The organism is Flavobacterium sp. P1_E4 (genome assembly GCF_056405915.1).
Map to the genome: position 1 here is coordinate 175,525 of NZ_JBFUBE010000005.1, position 20,543 is coordinate 196,067.

Genomic DNA, 20,543 nt, shown 5'->3' on the forward strand with positions numbered 1-20,543 from the left:
TCTAAAAAAATAAAAGGAGCTCTATTTCGAGTTCCTTTTTTTATTAGATTTATGTTTCTAAATATAAGCCAAAATGACAACAGAAATTTTACACGCCAAACTAAAAGAGAATTTTGGGTTTGAAAAATTCAGACCCAATCAAGAAGAAATTATTAATTGTATTCTTTCCGGAAAAGATACTTTGGCAATTATGCCAACCGGAGGAGGAAAATCAATATGTTTCCAACTCCCTGCTTTAGTATTACCGGGAACTACTATTGTTATTTCCCCACTAATTGCCTTAATGAAAGATCAAGTTGACAGTCTAAAAGCCAATGGAATAGACGCCTGTTTTATCAATAGCAGCCAGACTTCAGAGGAACAACAATTACACATTCAAAATTTAAAAGACAATAAAGTTAAGTTGGTCTATGTTGCACCAGAGAGTTTGTCTTTTTTGGAAAATGCATTTAGTCAAATAGTTGTAAGCTTAATTGCTATCGATGAAGCGCATTGTATTTCGGCTTGGGGTCATGATTTTCGTCCGGCTTATACCAATTTGGGATATTTAAAAAACCGCTTCCCCTCTACTCCAATCCTGGCATTGACCGCAACTGCAGACAAAGCAACTCGAACTGATATTTGTGATCAATTAAATTTAAATAATCCCATCACTTTTGTAGCTTCATTCGATAGAAAAAATTTGAGCTTAGAGGTTAGACCTGCTTTGGATCGTGTCAAACAAATTATTGATTTTATAAAAAATAAACCTAATGAATCGGGTATCGTATATTGCTTAAGTAGAAAAACTACCGAAGAACTTGCAGAAAAATTGCAAAAAATCGGAATTAAAGCTAAAGCTTATCATGCTGGCTTGGATAATAAAATTCGATCAAAAACTCAAGATGAATTTATTAATGATGATTGTCAAGTGGTTTGTGCAACTATTGCTTTTGGAATGGGAATTGACAAATCCAATGTTCGTTGGGTGATTCATTATAATTTGCCAAAAAATATTGAAGGCTATTATCAAGAAATTGGAAGAGCTGGTCGTGACGGATTGCCATCCGAAACCGTTTTATTCGAAAGTTATGGTGATGTGATTCAGTTACAAAAATTTGCTTCCGAAGGATTGAACGCAGATGTTCAATTGGCTAAACTTGAAAGAATGAAACAATATGCCGATGCATTGAGTTGCCGCAGAAAAATATTACTTTCTTATTTTGGAGAACTAGTTTCCGAAAATTGTGGAAATTGTGATATTTGTAAAAATCCGCCCGCTTTCTTTGATGGTACAATAATTGCCCAAAAAGGATTATCTGCTATAATACGTTTGCAAGAGTCTGAGGCGTTACCTGTAATTGTTGATTTTTTAAGAGGTTCAAAAAATGCTTCCATTTATGATAAAGCGTATCAAAATTTAAAAACCTATGGAGTTGGCGCAGATATTTCTTGGTATGACTGGAATCAATATCTTATACAATTAATAAATTTAGGATATTGCGAAATTGCCTTCCATCAACAGAATAAAATAAAATTAACTCCTTTTGCAAAAAAGGTATTGTTTAATGGAGAAAAAGTTCAATTGACAACGGTTCAAAAAACGAAAACAGAGTCTGTGGAAATTAAGACTGCTAAACCAAAATCTACAGCTAATTCTCTTTTTGAATTTCTTAGAAAGCTACGTTCAGAAATTGCTAAAGAAGAAGAAGTTCCGGCTTACATAATTTTTAATGATGCCACTTTAAAGCAATTAGAAATTCAGCGGCCAATGAGCGACTCTGAATTCCTTGCTATTGACGGAGTTGGAAAAGCAAAACTAGAAAAATATGGTGATGTATTTATAAAAGCTATTATTGAATTTGAAAAAATTAAAAAAGTTAGAGCTAAAAAAATAAATACAACTTATAAAGAGACTTTGGAAATGTTTCAAAGCGGAATGTCTGTAGAAGAAATTGCAATAAAAAGAAAATTGGGACTTCCCACCGTAATTTCACATTTAGCCAAATTATACAGTGACGGCCATCCGATTGATTTGAGTGTTTTTATAAATGAGCAGGAAATTGCAAAAATAGCAGATGCAAAAATTAAATTAGACTCTCCTCCTGCTTTGAAACCTTATTTTGATTATTTTGAAGAGCAACTTTCATACGATAAAATCAGGGTTGGTTTGACCATACTCGAAAAAGAATCACTAAGTGACTTAAAGAGCGAAAAAGCCTATTCCGTAAAAGATATAAGATCGACTCATTCTGAAGCTTATAAAAAATGGAACACAGAAGAAGATTTAAAACTTGAGAGTTTATATCATGAAGGAAAAAGAATAAATGAGTTATCTTTGCTGTTTGGCAGAAATCAGGGTGCAATAAATTCTAGATTAAAAAAAATCGGTTTGAAATAAAAATAACAAAGACCAAATGAATACAAATTCAAATTTCGAATTTTATGGCAATATATTCTTTTCCACATTTTATAGATTCAAATACTGAAGTTTTGATTTTAGGAACAATGCCTGGAACTGTATCTCTTGCTAAACAGGAATACTATGCAAATCCAAGAAATCATTTTTGGAAAATAATCTATACCTTTTTTGATGCATTACCCATTCCTGAAAATTTTGAAGAAAAAATTAAAATTCTGCAATCGAATAAAATTGGGTTGTGGGATGTTTTGGAAAACTGTGAAAGAAAAGGAAGTTTGGATATTCATATCAAAAATCAAAAAGAAAATGATTTTCATGATTTACTGAAAAAATTTCCATCAATCAACAAAATTGTTTTTAATGGAAAACAAAGCCATGCATTTTTTTATAAAAAACTCGGACAGATGGAAGGCATTACTTATTTTGTAATGCCTTCAACTAGTCCCGCAAATACTATGCCTTTTGAGAATAAGTTAAAAATTTGGTCAAGTTGTTTTGAATAAAACTAATTGTTTGAATTTTATAAATACCTCTCTCCAAAAACTCTTTGATGATGTTTCATATGACCAATAATTAAAAACCCTAAGGCTCTTACTGAAACTTCATGTTGTGATGCAATTCCTATTCTTCTCAATTGTTCATCAGAAAAACTTTTAAACATTAGTAAGTTGGAATGTCTTACAGCAGAAAACTCAGTTAATAAATCCTGTATACTTCTGCTCTTTGCATCAGTATTGTCAACATAATCATTTTCTTCAAATCCAGGTAATGGCGTTTTGTCATTTCTGGAAATTCGAAGTGCTCGATATGCAAAAATTCTTTCGGCATCAATGATATGTTGAATAATTTCTTTAATTGTCCATTTTCCTTCAGCATAACTATAATCAAATTTATCCAATGGAATGTTTTGTACAAATTTGATGAAATCATGTAAACTGATTTCTAATTCTTCAAATAATTCAACATTCTCAAGAGCGTTTATATAAGTCGCATTGAATTTTGAATATTCATTTACTGGTAATTGATTTGAATTCATATTAATTCATATTTAAATTTTGCAAATATGTTATCGCCAAGATTAACTTTAGTTGTGTTTTACTTGTAAATCATGGCGATTTCATAACATTTTCTTTAAAAATTGAAATCTATAATCTTGAATTTAAGCCGAGTTTCTACTAGCATTTGTATTACCGAATAGAGATCGAGTCACAATTTTCTCGTACACTTTTATTAGGTTTAAATCTGGATTCTCTTCTTTGTTCAATTCATTAATTTTTAACAAAGCATATTGTTGTATAGTCAACAAAGGCAACACAATACGCTCTCTCATTTGAATAGAAGCTATACCATCTGGATAGTTTTCCATTAGTTCTGTATGACCTGCAATTTTTAATAATAATCTTTTTGTTTCCAAAAATTCATCATAAATAATTTGCCAAAAAGCTCCAAATTCAGGATCCTTACTCATATAAGCAGTTAAAGGAAAAAATGATTTTGCCAATGACATCATACTGTTTTCCAACAACGTTCTAAAAAATAATGAATTATTGTATAAATTCTGAGCTTTTTCCCATTGATTGGTGTCCTCAAAATGTTTCAAAGCGGAACCTACTCCAAAAAATCCAGGTACATTTTGTTTCAATTGACTCCAAGAACCCACAAATGGAATTGCTCTTAAATCAGCAAAATCAAGAGTTTCAGACTTACTTCTTTTAGATGGTCGACTTCCAATATTGGTTTTTGCATAATATTTCAATGTACTCATTTGTTCCAAATAAGGAATAAACTTAGGATGATTTTTAAAACTTAAATATTTGTTATATCCCAAATCGGCCATTTGATCCAAAATTTCTTTTTCTTCTATTGACAATTCATTTTGTCCTTGATTGAAAACTTGATTGGCAACACCTGCACTCAAAAGGTTTTCCAAATTATAGCGACAAGAATCTAAAGTTCCAAAATTAGAACTAATAGTTTGCCCCTGAATTGTAATCTGAATTTCGTTATTTTCAATATTTGGTCCTAGTGATGCGTAAAATTTATGTGTTTTTCCACCACCACGAGCTGGAGGCCCACCACGTCCATCAAAGAAAATTGCATGAATTCCATATTTTCTTGAAATTTCAGTTAATGCTTCTTTTGCTTTATAGATACTCCAATTCGCCATCAAATATCCACCATCTTTTGTACCGTCAGAGAAACCAAGCATAATCGTTTGCTTGTTATTTCTGTTTATTAAATGTTTGGCATATTCAGCATTGGTATATAACTTTTCCATTACCAAGTGTGCATTTTGTAAATCATCTACAGATTCAAATAGTGGAATAATATCAACGGTAGCATTTTCCCAATTACATAATTTGAAAAGTGAAAAAGTTTCCATTACATTAAGCGCACTCTCATTATTACTGATAATATAACGGTTAGCACCAAATTCTCCATTGTTTTCCTGAATGGTTTTAATAGCTTGAATTGATTCGACTGTAGATCTTGTCATTTCATTTTCAAAATCAGCAGGATCTAAATTTCCTTTTAAAGTTGATAAAACTTCCATTTTCTCATCTTCGGTTAGATGGAAATAATTATCCGGAAAAATATTTGTTTTGGATTTAGAATAATAATCTACAATATCATAAAAAACACTTTGATGGATTTTACTGTTCTGTCTGATATCTAAAGTAGCAAAATGAAAACCAAACAAATTCAATCTAATAAGCAAAGCATCAATTTGATCTACATAAAGCGACTGATGCTGCTCAATTATTATTGTTTTTATTTTATTTAATTGTGTTTTCAATTCTTCAAGCGTGATAAAAATTTCACCTTTAGAATAAAAAACAGAACGATACAACTTTTGCTCCAACTCCATAACTAAAGAATCAACTACTGGAAAAGTAAGTTTTCTCTTTAAATTACGTATCTCGACATAATAACATTTTAGAATAGACGTTCTCAAACGTTCAGCTACTTTCAATGTAATTTCGGTTGTAACAAATGGGTTTCCATCACGGTCTCCCCCTGGCCAAAACCCAAGTTTGATTAGTTGATTGTTTATCGATTCTCCTTCAAAAACATTTTTTTGCAAATAATGCACCATTTCACCAGAGGTGTTATAAAAAACATTTTCTAGATACCAAATCAAACTTACAGCTTCATCAAAAGGATTTGGTTTTTCATTTTGAATAAAAGGAGTTTTTCCTAATTGCGCAAGTAATTGCTTAATTTCCAGTAGATTATTGTTTCGTATTGCTTCTGTCAAATCATTTATGATTCCTAAAACTGGTCCAGGGTAAAATTGAGTTGGGTGTGCAGTTAAAACAGTACGAACATTGAAATTCTCCAGAAAATGAATCAGTTCCTCTTTATTATCCCTTACATCTGACTTCTCTTTAATATCACGAAGAGATCCTCTACCTTCCATATTGTTTACCACTGGAAATGCTGCATCTTCGATAGCATCAAATAAAACAATTTGGCGTTCAATGTATTGTATAAAGTGAAACATCAAATTAATTTTGTCTTTTTCGGTTGCGCTAGTCAAATATTTATCTGAAAAGAAATCAAAAATTTCTTTTGGGGTTTCTTGTTTTTTGAATCCATTATCACAAAGTTCAGTGAAAATAGGCAGTAAAACTCCCGTATTATCAACAGAATCAAAGGGTAATGTTATAAATACACTATTGTAAATGTGGTATTTAGATAAAACGTTTTGATTAAAACGTTCTATTTTTGGCAACGTATACATAATTATACTATTAGTTTATTGGTTGGTTAATTTAGCATAAAAAAACCCCAAGATTACACTTGAGGTTATATTTTATAATATAGCATTCAAGATTTTTTTACATTTCCTTAAAAATGGTATGCATCAAACGCTTTTTATCATTTATACTTTCTTCTAATGAGATCATAGTTTCGGTTCTGTACACACCTTCTATATCGTCTATCATAAAAATAACGTCTTTGGCGTGCTTAGTATCTTTTGCTCTGATTTTGCAAAATATATTGAATTTTCCTGTAGTTACAGAAGCAACAGTCACAAAAGGAATTTCATTAATACGCTCTAATACAAATTTTGTTTGAGAAGTATTATTAAGAAAAACACCTACATAAGCAATAAATGAATATCCTAATTTATCATAATCAAGGACTAATGAGGACCCCATAATGATACCGGCATCTTCCATTTTTTTAACTCTTACATGAACCGTTCCAGCTGAAATCAATAATTTTTTTGCAATGTCTGTAAACGGAACTCTTGTGTTGTCTATCAACATATCTAAAATCTGGTGATCTACTTCATCTAAACGAAACTTACTCATAATTCTTTTATTATATGGTTATTTGATACTAAAAAAGTTAAATTTATAAATAAAAATTAAATAAACGGCAAAAATATTATTTTATTATTGTTCCGTTAACGAAAAACACTTTCTCATCTAAATTAAAATCGGCTTTTTGATTTTGTTTTGGAAAATTAGTAAAATCATCTTTATATGATGCTCCTTTCGCATCGTACTCATAATGACCATAATAATCTTTTAAATCACCAACTTCAACTATATAAGCATTAAAATTTATTTGATTGTCAATTAACTCTTCTTTATATTGAGCAACAAAATTCGTGATTATTTCGATACCATCATAATTTATTTTGAMATTTTTATACATAAAATMAAAAAAAACGACTTTATTCTGAGGAATGTTCAAATATTTATCATTTATATTGCTAACTACATCGTTTTCGTTGAGAATAATAAAACTCGAAAGCAGAGATATAAATACGAATTTTCGTGTAAATTCTCTCTCGTAATCCCCTTGAAAATGCCCTGCCTCAAACAATAAAGTAGGTACACCTAAGTATTGAAAAGTATCTCCAATGCAATTAATATTAAACGAATCATCAAATCGACCAATTTGACCTGGGATATAGCTTTGTAAAACGTCATTAATCCCTGCTATTAAATTAATAGCTTTCAATCTAGACTCATTTACTTCTCTTTCTTCATTATAAGAAGGCGCCAAAAAAGATACTGTAGCAGGTTTTCCAGTATCGGCAACTCCAAAAATGGTGCGTTGATCATGGAGATTAAAACAGTAATCAGGCTTAAACTCTTCAAAAACGGCTCTTAATATTTTGCTTTCCGGTTGTGTGAGATTCTGTGAATCACGATTCAAATCTATATCATTGGCATTTACTCTAGTGTATGATTTTGCTCCGTCAGGATTTAAGATTGGTATACAGTAGAAAGTAAAACTATTTAAAAGTTGATTAGCCAAATCCGATCCGCTATTCAATAGATTTATAAAATCAAATAATGCTTTCGTTGTAGTGCTTTCGTTTCCGTGCATTTGTGACCAAAGATAAATTTTCAATTTACCGGTTCCTTTTTGGTAACTATAAATAGGTTTTCCTAAAACAGATTCACCAATTATTTTTACGTCCTTTTTTAAGGATTCTCTGTTTAATATTGGCTCGATATTTTCTAATGTAATATAACGCCCCTGGATTGTATTTTCTTTATTTTGATTGAATAGTTCTTCTAAATTCATGTTACAATATTTGATTTACAAAAGTAAACATCTTTATTTTTACATTTGTAAACTGATCTATTTTATAATAAATTAAAATTGTAAACTATATTTTCAAAGTCAATTGTATACAAACGTAACTAGCATTTTTGCCTAATTACTATTTTGAATAATTTACATAAATAATAATTAATCAATACATTAACGTGATTTATGTACATAAATACATTAATATTAAAAGTTGCTAATTTATGTTTTAACATTGTAAATTAGGTTGCAACACCCCTTTTGATTACATTTGTAAATACACTAATTTGAAATATAATTTACAATGGTAAACACTGATGATTTCATAAAAAGATTGGAGATTATACTCGATTATTATAGTCTTAATGCTTCTTCGTTTGCAGACAAAATTGGCGTACAGCGTTCCAGCATGTCTCATCTTCTCTCCGGAAGAAACAAGCCAAGTTTGGATTTTATTCTAAAAATTATTGAAATTTTTCCCGATGTAGATTTGTATTGGATATTAAATGGAAAGGGATTTTTTCCAAAAAATTCTGAAGCAAGTGAAGATTTAAATTCTAATTCTACAGTTTCAAATATTGACACCCCTACTCCAATTGATTTATTTTCTCAAATTCCGATACCTATTGAATCTAATAGTCTACTTTCAAAATCAAAGAAAATTGAAACTTCAACAGAAAATGAAAATACTGATGAAATAGAAAAAATTGTCTTCTTTTATAAAAATGGTAATTTCAAAATATATTCACCCAATTAATTTTAATATTCGAACAGAATTAAAAAATAAATTGAGTTTCCTTTTTTTTGAATCAATAAAATATAAATTACCACTCTTCTTATTTCAGAAATTAAATAGTAATAGAGAAAATCTTGAAAATTCAAAATACAAGCACAAATTATAAATAAATTAGAATTCGCGAGAATTGAATATTCTTCACAAAGATTCAGAAAAAATATTTTACGCGATTCTCAGCGAGTGTAATTTTAAGATACTTTATATCCATTTTGGGGAATTTTACCCTTTGCATTTACAAAATGTTTATTCAAACATGACAAATCAGATTCAATATCACCAGTTGGATAAAATGGTTTTCCAAAATCAACTACTTTCTTTTCAAAATTTATTGATACCGGAATGATTGGCACATTTGCTTTTAGGGCTATATAATAAAAACCGGTTTTGAGTTGTTCAACTTTTTTGCGTGTTCCTTCAGGGGACAATCCTAATCTAAATGTCTCTTTTGAATTAAATATACTTACTATGGATTCGACTTTGTTTAATCCTCCTGTTCTATCTAGTGGAGCTCCTCCTAAAGATTTGAAAAAATATCCAAAAGGAAATCTGAATAATTCTTTCTTTCCAACCCAATTAATATCGACACCAATAGCTCCTCTGCAAATAATGGCTACATAAAAATCATGCCAACTAGTATGAGGCATAACCATCAATACACTTTTTTTTATTTGTTCATCGAAGCTACCTTCTATTTTCCAGCCCATTAGATTCTCAAAAATCCATTTATAGATTTGTCTCTTCATTTGTGAATAATTTTATACAAATTAAATAATTATTATCTTATTTTTGATAAAAACCTAAATTAATGCTGCGTAAATTATTAAGTTATATTATTCCTATCAAAATATTTAAAACTAAATCAACTTTGAGCAAAACCATTGAAGTAACATGGGCTAATGGTGAATTAGTGCTCGATTCCGAAAACACCAATTACTCTTATGGGAGCTTACAACGTATATTAAGGAAAGGATTAAAACACTTTGGATTTGATAAAATTGCCAAAATGGATAACGCACTAGTACTTGGAGTTGCTGGTGGTAGCGTGATTAAAACACTGGTAGATGAAATTCATTTTGAGGGGCAAATTACGGGTGTTGATATTGATCCACACATTATTAATATTGCCAATGAGTACTTTAAGCTTAATGAAATAAAAAATCTTAATATTATAATTGATGATGCTTTTGAGTTTGTATTAAAAACAAAAGACCGTTACGATTTAATTATTATTGATATATTTCAAGATACAACAATGCCTAACTTTTTGTTTGAAAAATTTTTCATCAATAGAATTTGCTTTTTGCTCAAAAATAAAGGTGTTGTACTCTTTAATACAATGTGCTTAACTGCTGGAGATAATTTTAGAAATCAAAATTTCATTAAAGATTTCAATGACGATAACTACAAAATTCAATCTATCCCTAGAGTTGAAGTGCATAATGAATTGATTATTATTGAAAAATTGGATTCAATATAATTGTTTAAATAATATAATCTGATTTTAAATTCGGTTGAATATTCGTAATTCTAATCTCATAATTTTCTATCATTCAAAGTTTTAGTTTACTTTATTGTTTGAAATTAAATAATTGTTTGTACATTGTGTCAAAATAACACATTATAAATAATTTTTAATTCATTATTCAAATGAGAAATAAATTTAAGCCACTGTGTATCTCAACACTATTTGTTACCTCTTTGGTTTCATTATCATTTATTGATCCTCCAAAATACCGTGATCTTAATAAAAACGGAAAAATGGATCCCTATGAAAATATAAATCTTCCAATTGAAAAGCGGATTGACAATCTCATTTCGCTAATGAATATTGATGAAAAAGCTGGGTTGATGTTCATTAATGGAACGCTTATAAACACTGACGGAAGTATTGACAAACAAGAAGGAGCTACAGGAATGGCTGCTAGAATACCTTCCGCAAGAGATTTGATTGTAAATAAAAAAATGAATCATTTTAATTATTGGCAAGCACCAGGTGTAAAAGAATTGGCAATGGGTTATAATGCCATTCAAAAAGTTGCAGAAGAATCCAGACTTGGAATTCCTGTAACCATTGCATCAGATCCACGTCATTATTTCAGTAATAATGTATTTGCGATGGAAGCTAATGGTTTTTCGCAGTGGCCAGAGCAGTTGGGTTTTGCTGCAATAAATGATCCAGTATTGACCCAAAAATTTGGAGATATTGCCCGCCAAGAATATCTGGCCGTTGGAATCCGTGAAGCTTTACATCCCATGGCCGATTTGGCTACAGAACCACGCTGGCCCCGTGTAAGTGGGACTTTTGGTGAAGATGCCAATATATCTGCTCGAATGATTGAAGCTTACATTTTAGGCTTTCAGGGGAAACAATTGGGGAATACAAGTGTGGCTTGTATGACTAAACATTTTTCAGGTGGCGGTCCTCAAAAAGAAGGTTTGGATCCACATTTTCAATATCAAAAAGGTCAGGTGTATCCTGGGAAAAATTTCAATTATCATTTAATTCCTTTTGAAGCTGCATTCAAAGCAAATACGGCTTGCATTATGCCATATTATGGAGTACCAACAGACCAAACTTCAGAGAATGTTGGGTTCTCTTATAATAAGGACATTATAACCAAATTACTTCGTGATAGATACAAATTCGATGGAGTAGTTTGTACCGATTGGGGCCTAGTTTCAGATACACATATGGGAGCTGTAATATGGCCTGCAAGAGCTTGGGGAGTTGAAAACCTTAGCGAAATTGAAAGAGTAAAAAAGATAATTGATGCTGGTTGTGATCAATTTGGTGGAGAGAATTGCCCTCAATATATTGTTCAATTAGTAAAAGAAGGAAAAATTAAGGAATCAAGAATTGATCAATCGGTTAGAAGATTATTGCGCCAAAAATTCATTTTGGGTTTATTTGACAACCCTTATATTGATGTAGATAATGCAACTAAAATTGTAGGTCGCTCAGATTTTAAAAAATTAGGAGAAGATACTCAACGTCGCTCAATGACATTATTGAAAAACGATTTAAAACTTCCTTTGTCTGTATCAAATAAATTAAAGATTTATGTAAAAAATATAKATCCAAAAATTGCTTCACAATACGGTATTATTGTTGCTTTACCTGAGCAAGCTGATATCGCGATTATCCGTTTAAATACTCCTTGGGTTCCTCTTGATACGGACAATCCGTTTGCCAAAGGATTTCATCATGGTGATTTGGATTTTAAAGGAAAGGATTTAGAAGATGTTTTGACACTTTGCAAAACAGTACCAACTATTGTGGACATTTACTTGGACCGTCCTGCTGTATTTCCTGAAATAAATAGTACTGCTAAAGCTGTTTTCGGAAATTATGGAGCAAGTGATGCAGCACTTTTGGATGTTATTTTTGGCGTTGCCAAGCCCGAAGGAAAACTACCTTTTGAATTACCTTCATCGATGGAGGCTGTTCGAAATCAAAAGGAAGATGTTCCTTATGATTCGAAAGATCCTTTGTATGCTTTTGGATTTGGATTACACTATTAATTTGTTCCAAAAAAATAAAAATCCCGATTCAAAGATTATATTTAAAACCTTTGAATCGGGATTTTTTTTATCCTATCATTTTTCGAGCTTTTTCCAAATCTTCAGCTGTGTCAATTCCAATTCCAACATGTGCAGTTTCAACCATTTTGATACGTTTTCCAAATTCCAGATAACGTAATTGTTCTAATTTTTCGGAGGCCTCCAATGATTTCATAGGTAAACTATAAAAATCCAAAAGGGCTTGTTTTCTAAAAGCATAAATTCCGATATGCTGCATATAACGAACACCAACATTTACCTCTCTTGGATATGGAATCACCGAACGGGAAAAATACAATGCAAATCCGTTTTGATCCACTACTACTTTTACATTATTCGGATTGTTGATTTCGTCTTCATTTTTTATCTCTCTCATCAAAGAAGCCAAATCAACTTGTTTTAAAGTATCATTTTTAAAAACTTCGATGACTTTTGCCAAAGGATCTTTATCAATAAATGGCTCATCTCCTTGTACATTGATAACAATATCAACATCTAAATTTTCAACCGCCTCAGCAATACGGTCACTCCCCGACTCATGCTCTTTAATACTTCTAATCGCTTTTCCTCCATTGGAAACAATTTCATCAAAAATCAAATCGGAATCGGTTACCACAAAAACATCATCAAACAATTGAGTGTTTATGGCAGCTTCATAGGTTCTTAAAATTACCGTTTTACCTCCTAGATCCTGCATCAATTTTGCTGGAAATCTTGTAGATGCGTAACGGGCTGGAATGACTGCTATTATTTTCATTTTTACTTATTCTTCTATTGTAGTTTAGTTTTCAAATATAAGGTTTTCTATAAATTCAATTTACATAACCTTCACCGAAGTCATACTCAACGAACCTGCTACCAATTTGTCATTAAACAAACTCAATTCTTCTGATTTTCCTTTTAGTCCCAAAGTATAAATCAAAGGTAAATAATGGTCTGGCGTTGGAATTGATAATTGAAAAGCTTTGCTCTGTTTTTCAAAATCAATAAGCGGTTGGAAATTGCCATCGAGTAAATAATTGTTTATATCGGCTCTGGCTTCTACTGCCCAATCGTAACCATAATTATCGGTATTGATATTTCTAAAATCTACCATTCTCAAATTATGGATGATATTTCCACTACCAACAATTAGGATTCCTTTACTACGCAAAGCACTTAGTTTTTGAGCCAAATCAAAATGGTATTGTCCAGATTTTGTATAATCTATACTCGTCTGAATTACAGGTATATTAGCGTCAGGATATAAATGTTTAATTACACTCCAGGCACCATGGTCCAAACCCCAATGTTGATCTAGTTCTACAGCCGTTGGCGATAACAATTCTTGGGTAATTGTAGCTAGTTCAGGACTCCCTTTGGCAGGATATTGTACATCAAATAATTCTTGTGGAAAACCTCCAAAATCATGAATTGTTCTTGGCATTTCCATTGCTGTAACTTTAGTTCCGCTAGTAAACCAATGTGCCGAAATACACAAAATAGCATTGGGTTTGGGCAACGTTTTAGCCAAATTTCTAAAACCAGTCACAAACTGATTTTCCTCAATGGCATTCATTGGACTTCCGTGTCCCAAAAACAGTACAGGCATTTTTTCAGTATTTGAAAATGAACCTGATATTTTATGTAAGTCGTTTAGTGTGTTCATTGTATTTATTTTTTTTACCGCAGATTTGCAGATTTTTTTATAAATCTATAGTTATCTATTATTCATTCAAGATCTGCGAATCTGTGGTTAATTTTTTAATCATTCCACAAAGCTCTCATCCTTAAAACCTATCAAATATAGCTTATTTTTGGCTCTTGTCATAGCGGTATACAACCATCGAATATAATCTCGGTCAATACCATTCGGCAAATACGGTTGCTCTATAAAGACTGTATTCCACTGCCCTCCTTGAGATTTGTGACAAGTAATAGCATAAGAAAATTTAACTTGTAGAGCATTGAAATATTCGTTTTCCTTTACCTTTTGAAATTTTTTATACTTTGTCGTTTCACTTTCATAATCCAACATCACTTCTTGATACAGTCTATTGGATTCTTCGAAGGTTAAAGAAGGTGATTCACTTTTTATGGTATCCATCAAAAGCACGGTTTCAAAGGGTTTCTGATCGGGATAATCAATCATTCGGATTTTTACTTTCGCAAATTTAAAACCATATAATTCCTGTATTCCAAACATTTCCAAAATCTCAATAATATCACCATTGGCAATAAATCCGGCTTCATCCGAATCCTTTAGCCAAAAATAATTATTCTTCACCACCATCAAGAAATCTCCAGTTGACAATTCACTTTCTTTATCGAGAATTTTTGTTCGGATTTGCTCATTATATTGATTCGCTCTTTTATTGGAACGAACAATAAAAGCGGTGTCTTCGATACTAAAATTACTGTAAGCGGAATTAATCGCATCTTGAATATCATATCCGTCAACCAAACGAACAATGTCTTTAAATTTCCGAACATTGAATTTGAATTCGGTTATAAAAGTGTCCTTCAATAGTTCCCTCAATTCAGTCGCATTATGCAAAATTCCGGAGTTTTCCTCCTGACGCATTACTTCATCAAGTTCAATATATTCAACCTCTTTATTGTAATTGATACTAAGTGTATGAATATCCAAAGCCGGGCTAATATCCAAGTTCACAGGCGGTAACTGAGCAGTATCTCCCAACAGTATCATTTTGCAGTTAGTTCCCGAGTACACATATGAAATCAAATCATCTAGCAAAGAACCGTTTTCATACAATTTGGAATCCGAATTCGTATCCGAAATCATCGATGCTTCATCGACTATGAAAACCGTATTTTTATGTTTGTTTTGCTGTAAAGTAAACGAAACGCCTCCACCAGAATTCTTCTTCGGAAAATAGATTTTTTTATGAATCGTAAAGGCTGGTTTATTCGAATAATTGGCAATTACTTTAGCTGCGCGACCAGTTGGAGCCAGCAAAACATACTTCTTATTAATCTCCAATAAACTATTTACGATAGTCGAAATAACCGTCGTTTTTCCGGTTCCAGCATATCCTTTCAGTACAAAAATGGTCTCATTTTGAGTGTCGGTCAAGAAAATAGCTATTTTTTGAAAAAATATATCCTGATTGTATGTTGGCTGAAAAGGAAATTTTCTCTGTAAATGGCTATAAAATAAGGAGGAGTTCATTGGGTATATTTTGATTGCAAAGTAAGGCTATTTCAATGGTAATTTCAAAAATCAATTTTCATGGTAATTTCAAAAACATGCATAAATAAGATGGAGCGAAAGAATTGGCTTTATTGGGAAATATGGGTTCCTGCTGTCCGCTATATTTCCCGATTAACAAAAACTACGGTAAAAAAGCCTTGTTTTTCTAAATCGGGAGATACCACTTCCATCAGGGCTAAAGAGCCAATATGGTTTTTATTTTGGATAAAACTTCACTTTTTAAAATTGTCTCTCTATGAAACAGGTGAGATACATGATTTACAGCAAAATTAAATCCGATCTATTGTTTTTGTAACGTGGTACACTATCATCAGAGCACCGCTTTTCCATTGCCATAACGTGGTCAGCCACCTTTTCAACCTCGTCTGCCACGTCCTATAACGTGGTCAACCACCTTTAGAACCTCATTTGCCACGTTCTATAACGTGGTCAGCCACCTTTCGAACTCTATTAGCCACGTCCTATAACGTCGTAAACCACCTTTAGAACCTCGTTTACCACGTTTATTAACTTGTTTAGCCGTATTCTGAGCCACGCTTGCCACGGTCACTAATATGACGAATCATCCTTTTGTCTCTGTCTATTGAAATTGAAAGACACCAATTCCAATTGATATTGCCATCGCAATTAATTTTACATATTGCCATTGCCTTTTTAATTCGTAAGTTTGCATTGTTGCAAAAAGACACTATGAACATTAATATAACCGATAAAAAATACAAAAAGCTTTCCATTCAGGTTTCACTGACTGGGCTTTCTTTTTGTTGCTTTGACACACTTCATAATAGGATTGTATCGATAAATGAAATTCATTTTGATACTTTTCATAAATCGACCAAAATTGAGGAATTGTTTTCGGATGCTTTTAAAAATTATCCGGAATTGAATGACCAATATGATGAAATTCAGGTGATTCATAATAACAATCTTTCAACCTTTGTTCCCACTGCCCTATTTGATGAAAATTTTCTAGGCAGTTATTTGCAATACAATACCAAAGTTTTTGAAACCGACTTTTTTGCTTTTGATGAAATCAACAATTATCAAATGAATGCGGTTTACATTCCTTATGTGAATATCAATAACTTTTTTATTGATCAATTTGGCACTTTCGATTACAAGCACGCCAATAGTATATTGGTTTCAAAGCTTTTGGATGCATCCAAAAACAATGACAATAAGAAAATGATTGTCCATTTTAATCCTGGACATTTTGAAATTATTGTGATTCAGAATCAAAAATTACTTTTATTTAATTCATTCGAATATAAAACGCCAGAGGATTTTATTTACTATCTGCTTTTTACAGCAGAACAATTAAATATGAATCCCGAAAGTTTTCAATTGGAACTATTAGGAGCCATTTCTGAAGATGATGATTTTTATAAAATCGCTTTCAAATACATTAGAAACGTTTCTTTCTTTAATGTAACTGATTTACAAAAAAGCAATTCCTTTTCAACCGCACAAAATCAGCAACATTTTATACTTTTTAACTCATGAGAATCATATCTGGAAAATACAAAGGAAGACGCATTTCTCCACCAAAAGGACTCCCCGTTCGACCTACCACCGATATGTCCAAAGAAGCATTATTCAATGTTTTGAATAACCATTTCAGCTTCGAAGGGTTAAAAGTATTGGATTTATTTGCTGGAACAGGCAATATCAGCTATGAGTTTGCTTCACGAGGAAGTACACCAATTACCTCAGTTGATGGCGATTTTGGTTGTGTAAAATTCATTAAACAAGTGGCATCAGAATATGATTTTAATATTGCTGCCACCAAAAGCGATGTTTTCTCTTTTTTAGAAAAAAACAAAACGACTTACGATATTATTTTTGCCGATCCTCCTTATGGTTTAGACCAAAAAACATTTGAAAGGATTGTTATATTGGTTTTTGATAAAGGATTACTCAATGAAGAAGGTATGATGGTTATAGAGCATTCCAAGTACACCAAACTGGATCATATGATTAATTTCTCTTTCCAGAAAAGTTATGGTGGTTCTATTTTTAGTTTCTTTGAATTGGATTCAACCGAAGAGGAAGAAATAGACGATGAATCAACTCTAAAAGACACTGAAGACGACGAAGGTTAATCTGCCAAAGAATATTATATAACCAAAGCCCTTGCAATTGCTGGGGCTTTTACTTTTTTAAACTAGGCAATAAAAACTGTTTATATCAAAATAAAAGTTATACTTTTTTATTTTTAGTAGCCGCAATCACAATCAACCCCAAAATTAGAGCACAACTATACTCCATTCCTCCTTCACCGTGTTCACCAACCCACCAACCATTATCATAATGAATGATAATATTTCCCATTATTAACATTAAAATAAATCCGAGGGATAAATACTTTGTATAATAACCAAAAGCCAGTGCAATTCCTCCGATAATTTCATAAGCGGTAATTCCCCAAACCATGGCTGTAGTTGCATAGAAGCCCTTCGTAGAAAGGAAACCAGCAAATCGGTCTATTGTTCCATTACCAATTCTAGTAACAGCGTGGGCTACAAACAATAATGGTAAAGCAATTCTAAAAAGTAAAAGGGACTGTGATGAAGACAAAAAAGGAAAATTTTTCATATTTTTTTGATTAAAAATAACAAATAAACATGAAAAACAGTAAAAAAAATGCAGACCTATAAGCCGGATTCTGTTCTCATCTCACGATGATACCTTATCATTTATCTAGATCCAGCATTACTGCTGGACTCAAGCTATCTACCCTTCAGCAACGGACGAGAAGCCCTTAAAAACTGATATACTTGATATTTCACCGCATAGAGTTTACCTGGTTTCACTACAGCATTACCTGTACATACTTTCTGTTGCACTTGTCCTAACCCCGATAAATCGGGACCGACGGGTGTTACCCGCTATGCTTCTCTATGGTGTCCGGACTTTCCTCCCTCCCGATTAAACGAGACGACGATAAGGCGGTCTGCGGTGCAAATCTACAACATTAATCAAGGTTTATCAAGAATAGCTCTTTCACTTTAACATCGTTTTCATAATCTATTAAAAACAAAATAGTTATCTTTAATATTAATTATTAATTTCTGTCGTTATGAAACCAACCTATCATTATACCACTGTTTTGGAAGCCTTAAATGATTTAAAAGAAAAAGGTTTTACTCATGATTTTAACCTTCATACCGAAGCCATCAAAACAAACCCGAAGGAATTTACTGTTGCTCATGTATATCGTTATGAAGGAGACTCGGATCCAGATGAAGAATCTGTTGTTTATGGTATAATTTCCATTTCAGGTAAAAAGGGTGTTTTTGTATCTGGTTTTTCTGCAAATTCAGACAATGAGGCTGCACATATTTTAGAAAAGTTATTCATAGAAAGCAGTAGACAATCATAGTCTTGGTTTTCCATTACTCTTTTTGAATAAGAAAAACTTTAAATTATTATTTAAGTCCGATGTCCTTGTCAGATATAATAATACAACGGATTCATCAAGAAGGCCCAATATCGTTTCGGGATTTTATGGAGATGGCTTTGTATTATCCTAATTTAGGATATTATACTTCTTCTCGAAGTAAGATTGGTGCAGATGGTGATTTTTATACCAGCGCTTATCTTTCTGATGCCTTTGGAGCGATGCTTGGCCGCCAAATTGAAGAAATGTGGCAGAATTTAGATAAAAACCCCATAAAAATTGTTGAATTTGGAGCTGGAACTGGACTATTATGCCATGATATTTTAGATTATCTAAAAAACAATAACCCTAAACTATATGATGTTTTATCCTATTGCATTATCGAAAAGAGTTCTGGTATGCAAGAAAGAGAAAAAATGCATTTAAATGAAAAGGTAAATTGGTACAAATCCATTCATGAAATTCCAGAAATCAATGGCTGCCTTTTATCCAATGAAGTAATTGATAATTTTTCTGTGCATCAAGTGGTTATGGAAGATGAATTGATGGAAGTTTTTGTGGATTATTTAGATGGTTTTATTGAAGTTTTGAAGCCTGCCAATAAAGAACTCGTTGATTATTTCATCGATTTGGATGTAAAATTGCCAAAAGGATTTCGAACAGAAGTAAATTTGGAAGCTCTTTCTTGGATAGAAGAAATTGCCCAAGCCATAAACAAAGGATATATAATTACTATTGATTATGGTGATATTTCCTCAGAATTATATGAAAAACACAGGGATTCCGGCACACTTTTATGTTATTATAAGCACCATAAAAACGATAATCCATACCAATTCATAGGAGAACAAGACATTACTGCCCACATAAATTTTTCGGCCTTAATAAATTGGGGAAATATAAATGGTCTCAGTTATTGTGGAATGACAAATCAAGCTTCATTCCTATTGTCTCTTGGCCTAAAAGAATATCAAAACAAAAACTTATCCAACGCTTTGGGTGATGCATCTAAGGCTATAGAGGAATCAAATATAAACTATAGATTATTAATGGATATGGGGCTTAAATTTAAAGTATTAATTCAAGCTAAGAATGTTCCAAAAAATCCCCTTTCAGGTTTAAGGACAGTTTAATTTATTCGTTTTCTTCCAAATTGCTATGATTGTCTCCACCAATGCTATAATGACTATTTTCCTCATCTTCGTTCCCTGAGTTTTCAAATTCATCATCGAACTCCGAACCTGGAATGTCCAAATCGGCACCAGACATATCTTCGTCAAATTCCTTTTGGTTCAGTTCACTGACATGGCTGATTTCTACCGGAGCTTTCTTTTTAGTAATATCTTCCGGATCTATGTCACTTTCTTTGTGGAATTTTCTATAAATATCTTCTTCTGGTGGATATAAAAGGGAATCAGGTAATTTGTTTTTATCGGCTTTTATAGAATCCAGTCCATTTGTTGGCAATTGTTTTTCTATCTCTTTCATCTTGTCATCATTTTATTGATTTTCAACATACTAATTTACGCATTTTAACTAAATCTAAAATCAATAAGGTCCTTTTTTTTCAAAGTATAACAGCTTATTAGATTCAAAAATAAAGAAGGTTCAT

The 20,543-nt window shown here is 31.9% G+C and carries 20 protein-coding genes and 1 other RNA gene; 10 read left to right on the forward strand and 11 right to left on the reverse strand.

From position 1 onward, the window contains the following. The first annotated feature begins 73 nt into the window (after positions 1-73). Positions 74-2,380 (forward strand): DNA helicase RecQ, encoded by a 2,307-nt coding sequence (gene recQ, locus AC1DY0_RS07280; protein WP_477187972.1) that lies wholly within the window; start codon positions 74-76, stop codon positions 2,378-2,380. A 44-nt stretch (positions 2,381-2,424) separates the two neighbouring features. After that, positions 2,425-2,904, forward strand: a complete 480-nt coding sequence (locus tag AC1DY0_RS07285; protein WP_477187973.1) for a DNA-deoxyinosine glycosylase — start codon at positions 2,425-2,427, stop codon at positions 2,902-2,904. Positions 2,905-2,921: 17 nt separating this feature from the next. On the opposite strand, the gene AC1DY0_RS07290 is transcribed toward AC1DY0_RS07285, so the two are convergent. From AC1DY0_RS07290 to AC1DY0_RS07305, 4 genes are all read right to left on the reverse strand, one after another. Continuing rightward, positions 2,922-3,437: a DinB family protein gene (locus tag AC1DY0_RS07290; protein WP_477187974.1), complete on the reverse strand. Its 516-nt coding sequence runs from the start codon at positions 3,435-3,437 to the stop codon at positions 2,922-2,924. A 123-nt stretch (positions 3,438-3,560) separates the two neighbouring features. Continuing rightward, on the reverse strand, positions 3,561-6,146 hold the full coding sequence (locus AC1DY0_RS07295) for a phosphoenolpyruvate carboxylase (RefSeq protein ID WP_477187975.1): 2,586 nt from the start codon (positions 6,144-6,146) through the stop codon (positions 3,561-3,563). A 97-nt stretch (positions 6,147-6,243) separates the two neighbouring features. Beyond that, on the reverse strand, positions 6,244-6,723 hold the full coding sequence (locus AC1DY0_RS07300) for an Lrp/AsnC family transcriptional regulator (protein WP_024981770.1): 480 nt from the start codon (positions 6,721-6,723) through the stop codon (positions 6,244-6,246). 76 nt (positions 6,724-6,799) lie between these two features. Continuing rightward, entirely contained in the window at positions 6,800-7,954 is a 1,155-nt protein-coding gene (locus tag AC1DY0_RS07305) for a M14 family metallopeptidase (RefSeq protein WP_477187976.1), read from the reverse strand. Positions 7,955-8,264: 310 nt separating this feature from the next. Here AC1DY0_RS07305 and AC1DY0_RS07310 point away from each other — a divergent pair, with 310 nt between their 5' ends. After that, on the forward strand, positions 8,265-8,717 hold the full coding sequence (locus tag AC1DY0_RS07310; protein ID WP_477187977.1) for a helix-turn-helix transcriptional regulator: 453 nt from the start codon (positions 8,265-8,267) through the stop codon (positions 8,715-8,717). A gap of 227 nt (positions 8,718-8,944) precedes the next feature. Here AC1DY0_RS07310 and AC1DY0_RS07315 read toward each other — a convergent pair whose 3' ends face one another. Next, positions 8,945-9,499: a 1-acyl-sn-glycerol-3-phosphate acyltransferase gene (locus AC1DY0_RS07315; protein WP_477187978.1), complete on the reverse strand. Its 555-nt coding sequence runs from the start codon at positions 9,497-9,499 to the stop codon at positions 8,945-8,947. 62 nt (positions 9,500-9,561) lie between these two features. Here AC1DY0_RS07315 and AC1DY0_RS07320 point away from each other — a divergent pair, with 62 nt between their 5' ends. Both AC1DY0_RS07320 and AC1DY0_RS07325 read left to right on the forward strand, forming a co-directional pair. After that, positions 9,562-10,233 (forward strand): spermidine synthase, encoded by a 672-nt coding sequence (locus AC1DY0_RS07320; protein ID WP_477187979.1) that lies wholly within the window; start codon positions 9,562-9,564, stop codon positions 10,231-10,233. 170 nt (positions 10,234-10,403) lie between these two features. After that, positions 10,404-12,278, forward strand: coding sequence for a glycoside hydrolase family 3 protein (locus AC1DY0_RS07325; RefSeq protein ID WP_477187980.1), 1,875 nt, complete (start codon positions 10,404-10,406; stop codon positions 12,276-12,278). A gap of 67 nt (positions 12,279-12,345) precedes the next feature. Here AC1DY0_RS07325 and kdsB read toward each other — a convergent pair whose 3' ends face one another. The 3 genes from kdsB to AC1DY0_RS07340 form a co-directional block, all read right to left on the reverse strand. After that, positions 12,346-13,074 (reverse strand): 3-deoxy-manno-octulosonate cytidylyltransferase, encoded by a 729-nt coding sequence (kdsB, locus tag AC1DY0_RS07330; RefSeq protein ID WP_477187981.1) that lies wholly within the window; start codon positions 13,072-13,074, stop codon positions 12,346-12,348. Positions 13,075-13,134: 60 nt separating this feature from the next. Next, the gene (gene ygiD / locus AC1DY0_RS07335) at positions 13,135-13,965 is read right to left on the reverse strand and encodes a 4,5-DOPA-extradiol-dioxygenase (RefSeq protein WP_477187982.1); all 831 of its coding nucleotides are present in this window, start codon (positions 13,963-13,965) and stop codon (positions 13,135-13,137) included. Between the two features lie 99 nt (positions 13,966-14,064). Further along, entirely contained in the window at positions 14,065-15,489 is a 1,425-nt protein-coding gene (locus AC1DY0_RS07340; protein WP_477187983.1) for an ATP-dependent DNA helicase, read from the reverse strand. A 60-nt stretch (positions 15,490-15,549) separates the two neighbouring features. On the opposite strand from AC1DY0_RS07340, the gene AC1DY0_RS07345 reads away from it, so the two are divergent. The 3 genes from AC1DY0_RS07345 (at position 15,550) to AC1DY0_RS07355 (ending at position 17,633) form a co-directional block, all read left to right on the forward strand. Further along, positions 15,550-15,804 (forward strand): hypothetical protein, encoded by a 255-nt coding sequence (locus AC1DY0_RS07345; RefSeq protein ID WP_477187984.1) that lies wholly within the window; start codon positions 15,550-15,552, stop codon positions 15,802-15,804. A 417-nt stretch (positions 15,805-16,221) separates the two neighbouring features. Continuing rightward, positions 16,222-17,034, forward strand: a complete 813-nt coding sequence (locus AC1DY0_RS07350) for a DUF3822 family protein (protein ID WP_077370302.1) — start codon at positions 16,222-16,224, stop codon at positions 17,032-17,034. Next, positions 17,031-17,633, forward strand: a complete 603-nt coding sequence (locus AC1DY0_RS07355) for an RsmD family RNA methyltransferase (RefSeq protein ID WP_477187985.1) — start codon at positions 17,031-17,033, stop codon at positions 17,631-17,633. The genes AC1DY0_RS07350 and AC1DY0_RS07355 overlap by 4 nt, the downstream gene beginning before the upstream one ends. A 97-nt stretch (positions 17,634-17,730) precedes the next feature. Here AC1DY0_RS07355 and AC1DY0_RS07360 read toward each other — a convergent pair whose 3' ends face one another. Then, positions 17,731-18,126 carry a DoxX family protein gene (locus AC1DY0_RS07360; RefSeq protein ID WP_477187986.1) on the reverse strand — a complete coding sequence of 132 codons (396 nt, stop codon included), beginning with the start codon at positions 18,124-18,126 and terminating at the stop codon, positions 17,731-17,733. A 43-nt stretch (positions 18,127-18,169) separates the two neighbouring features. Further along, an RNA gene (gene rnpB, locus AC1DY0_RS07365) (RNase P RNA component class A) lies at positions 18,170-18,491 on the reverse strand. Between the two features lie 119 nt (positions 18,492-18,610). Between rnpB and AC1DY0_RS07370 the strand changes: the two genes are divergently transcribed. Both AC1DY0_RS07370 and AC1DY0_RS07375 read left to right on the forward strand, forming a co-directional pair. Continuing rightward, positions 18,611-18,913, forward strand: coding sequence for a hypothetical protein (locus tag AC1DY0_RS07370; protein WP_477187987.1), 303 nt, complete (start codon positions 18,611-18,613; stop codon positions 18,911-18,913). A gap of 65 nt (positions 18,914-18,978) precedes the next feature. Then, positions 18,979-20,064 (forward strand): class I SAM-dependent methyltransferase, encoded by a 1,086-nt coding sequence (locus AC1DY0_RS07375; protein WP_477187988.1) that lies wholly within the window; start codon positions 18,979-18,981, stop codon positions 20,062-20,064. A 1-nt stretch (position 20,065) separates the two neighbouring features. On the opposite strand, the gene AC1DY0_RS07380 is transcribed toward AC1DY0_RS07375, so the two are convergent. Further along, positions 20,066-20,419 carry a hypothetical protein gene (locus AC1DY0_RS07380; RefSeq protein ID WP_477187989.1) on the reverse strand — a complete coding sequence of 118 codons (354 nt, stop codon included), beginning with the start codon at positions 20,417-20,419 and terminating at the stop codon, positions 20,066-20,068. Positions 20,420-20,543 lie beyond the last annotated feature (124 nt).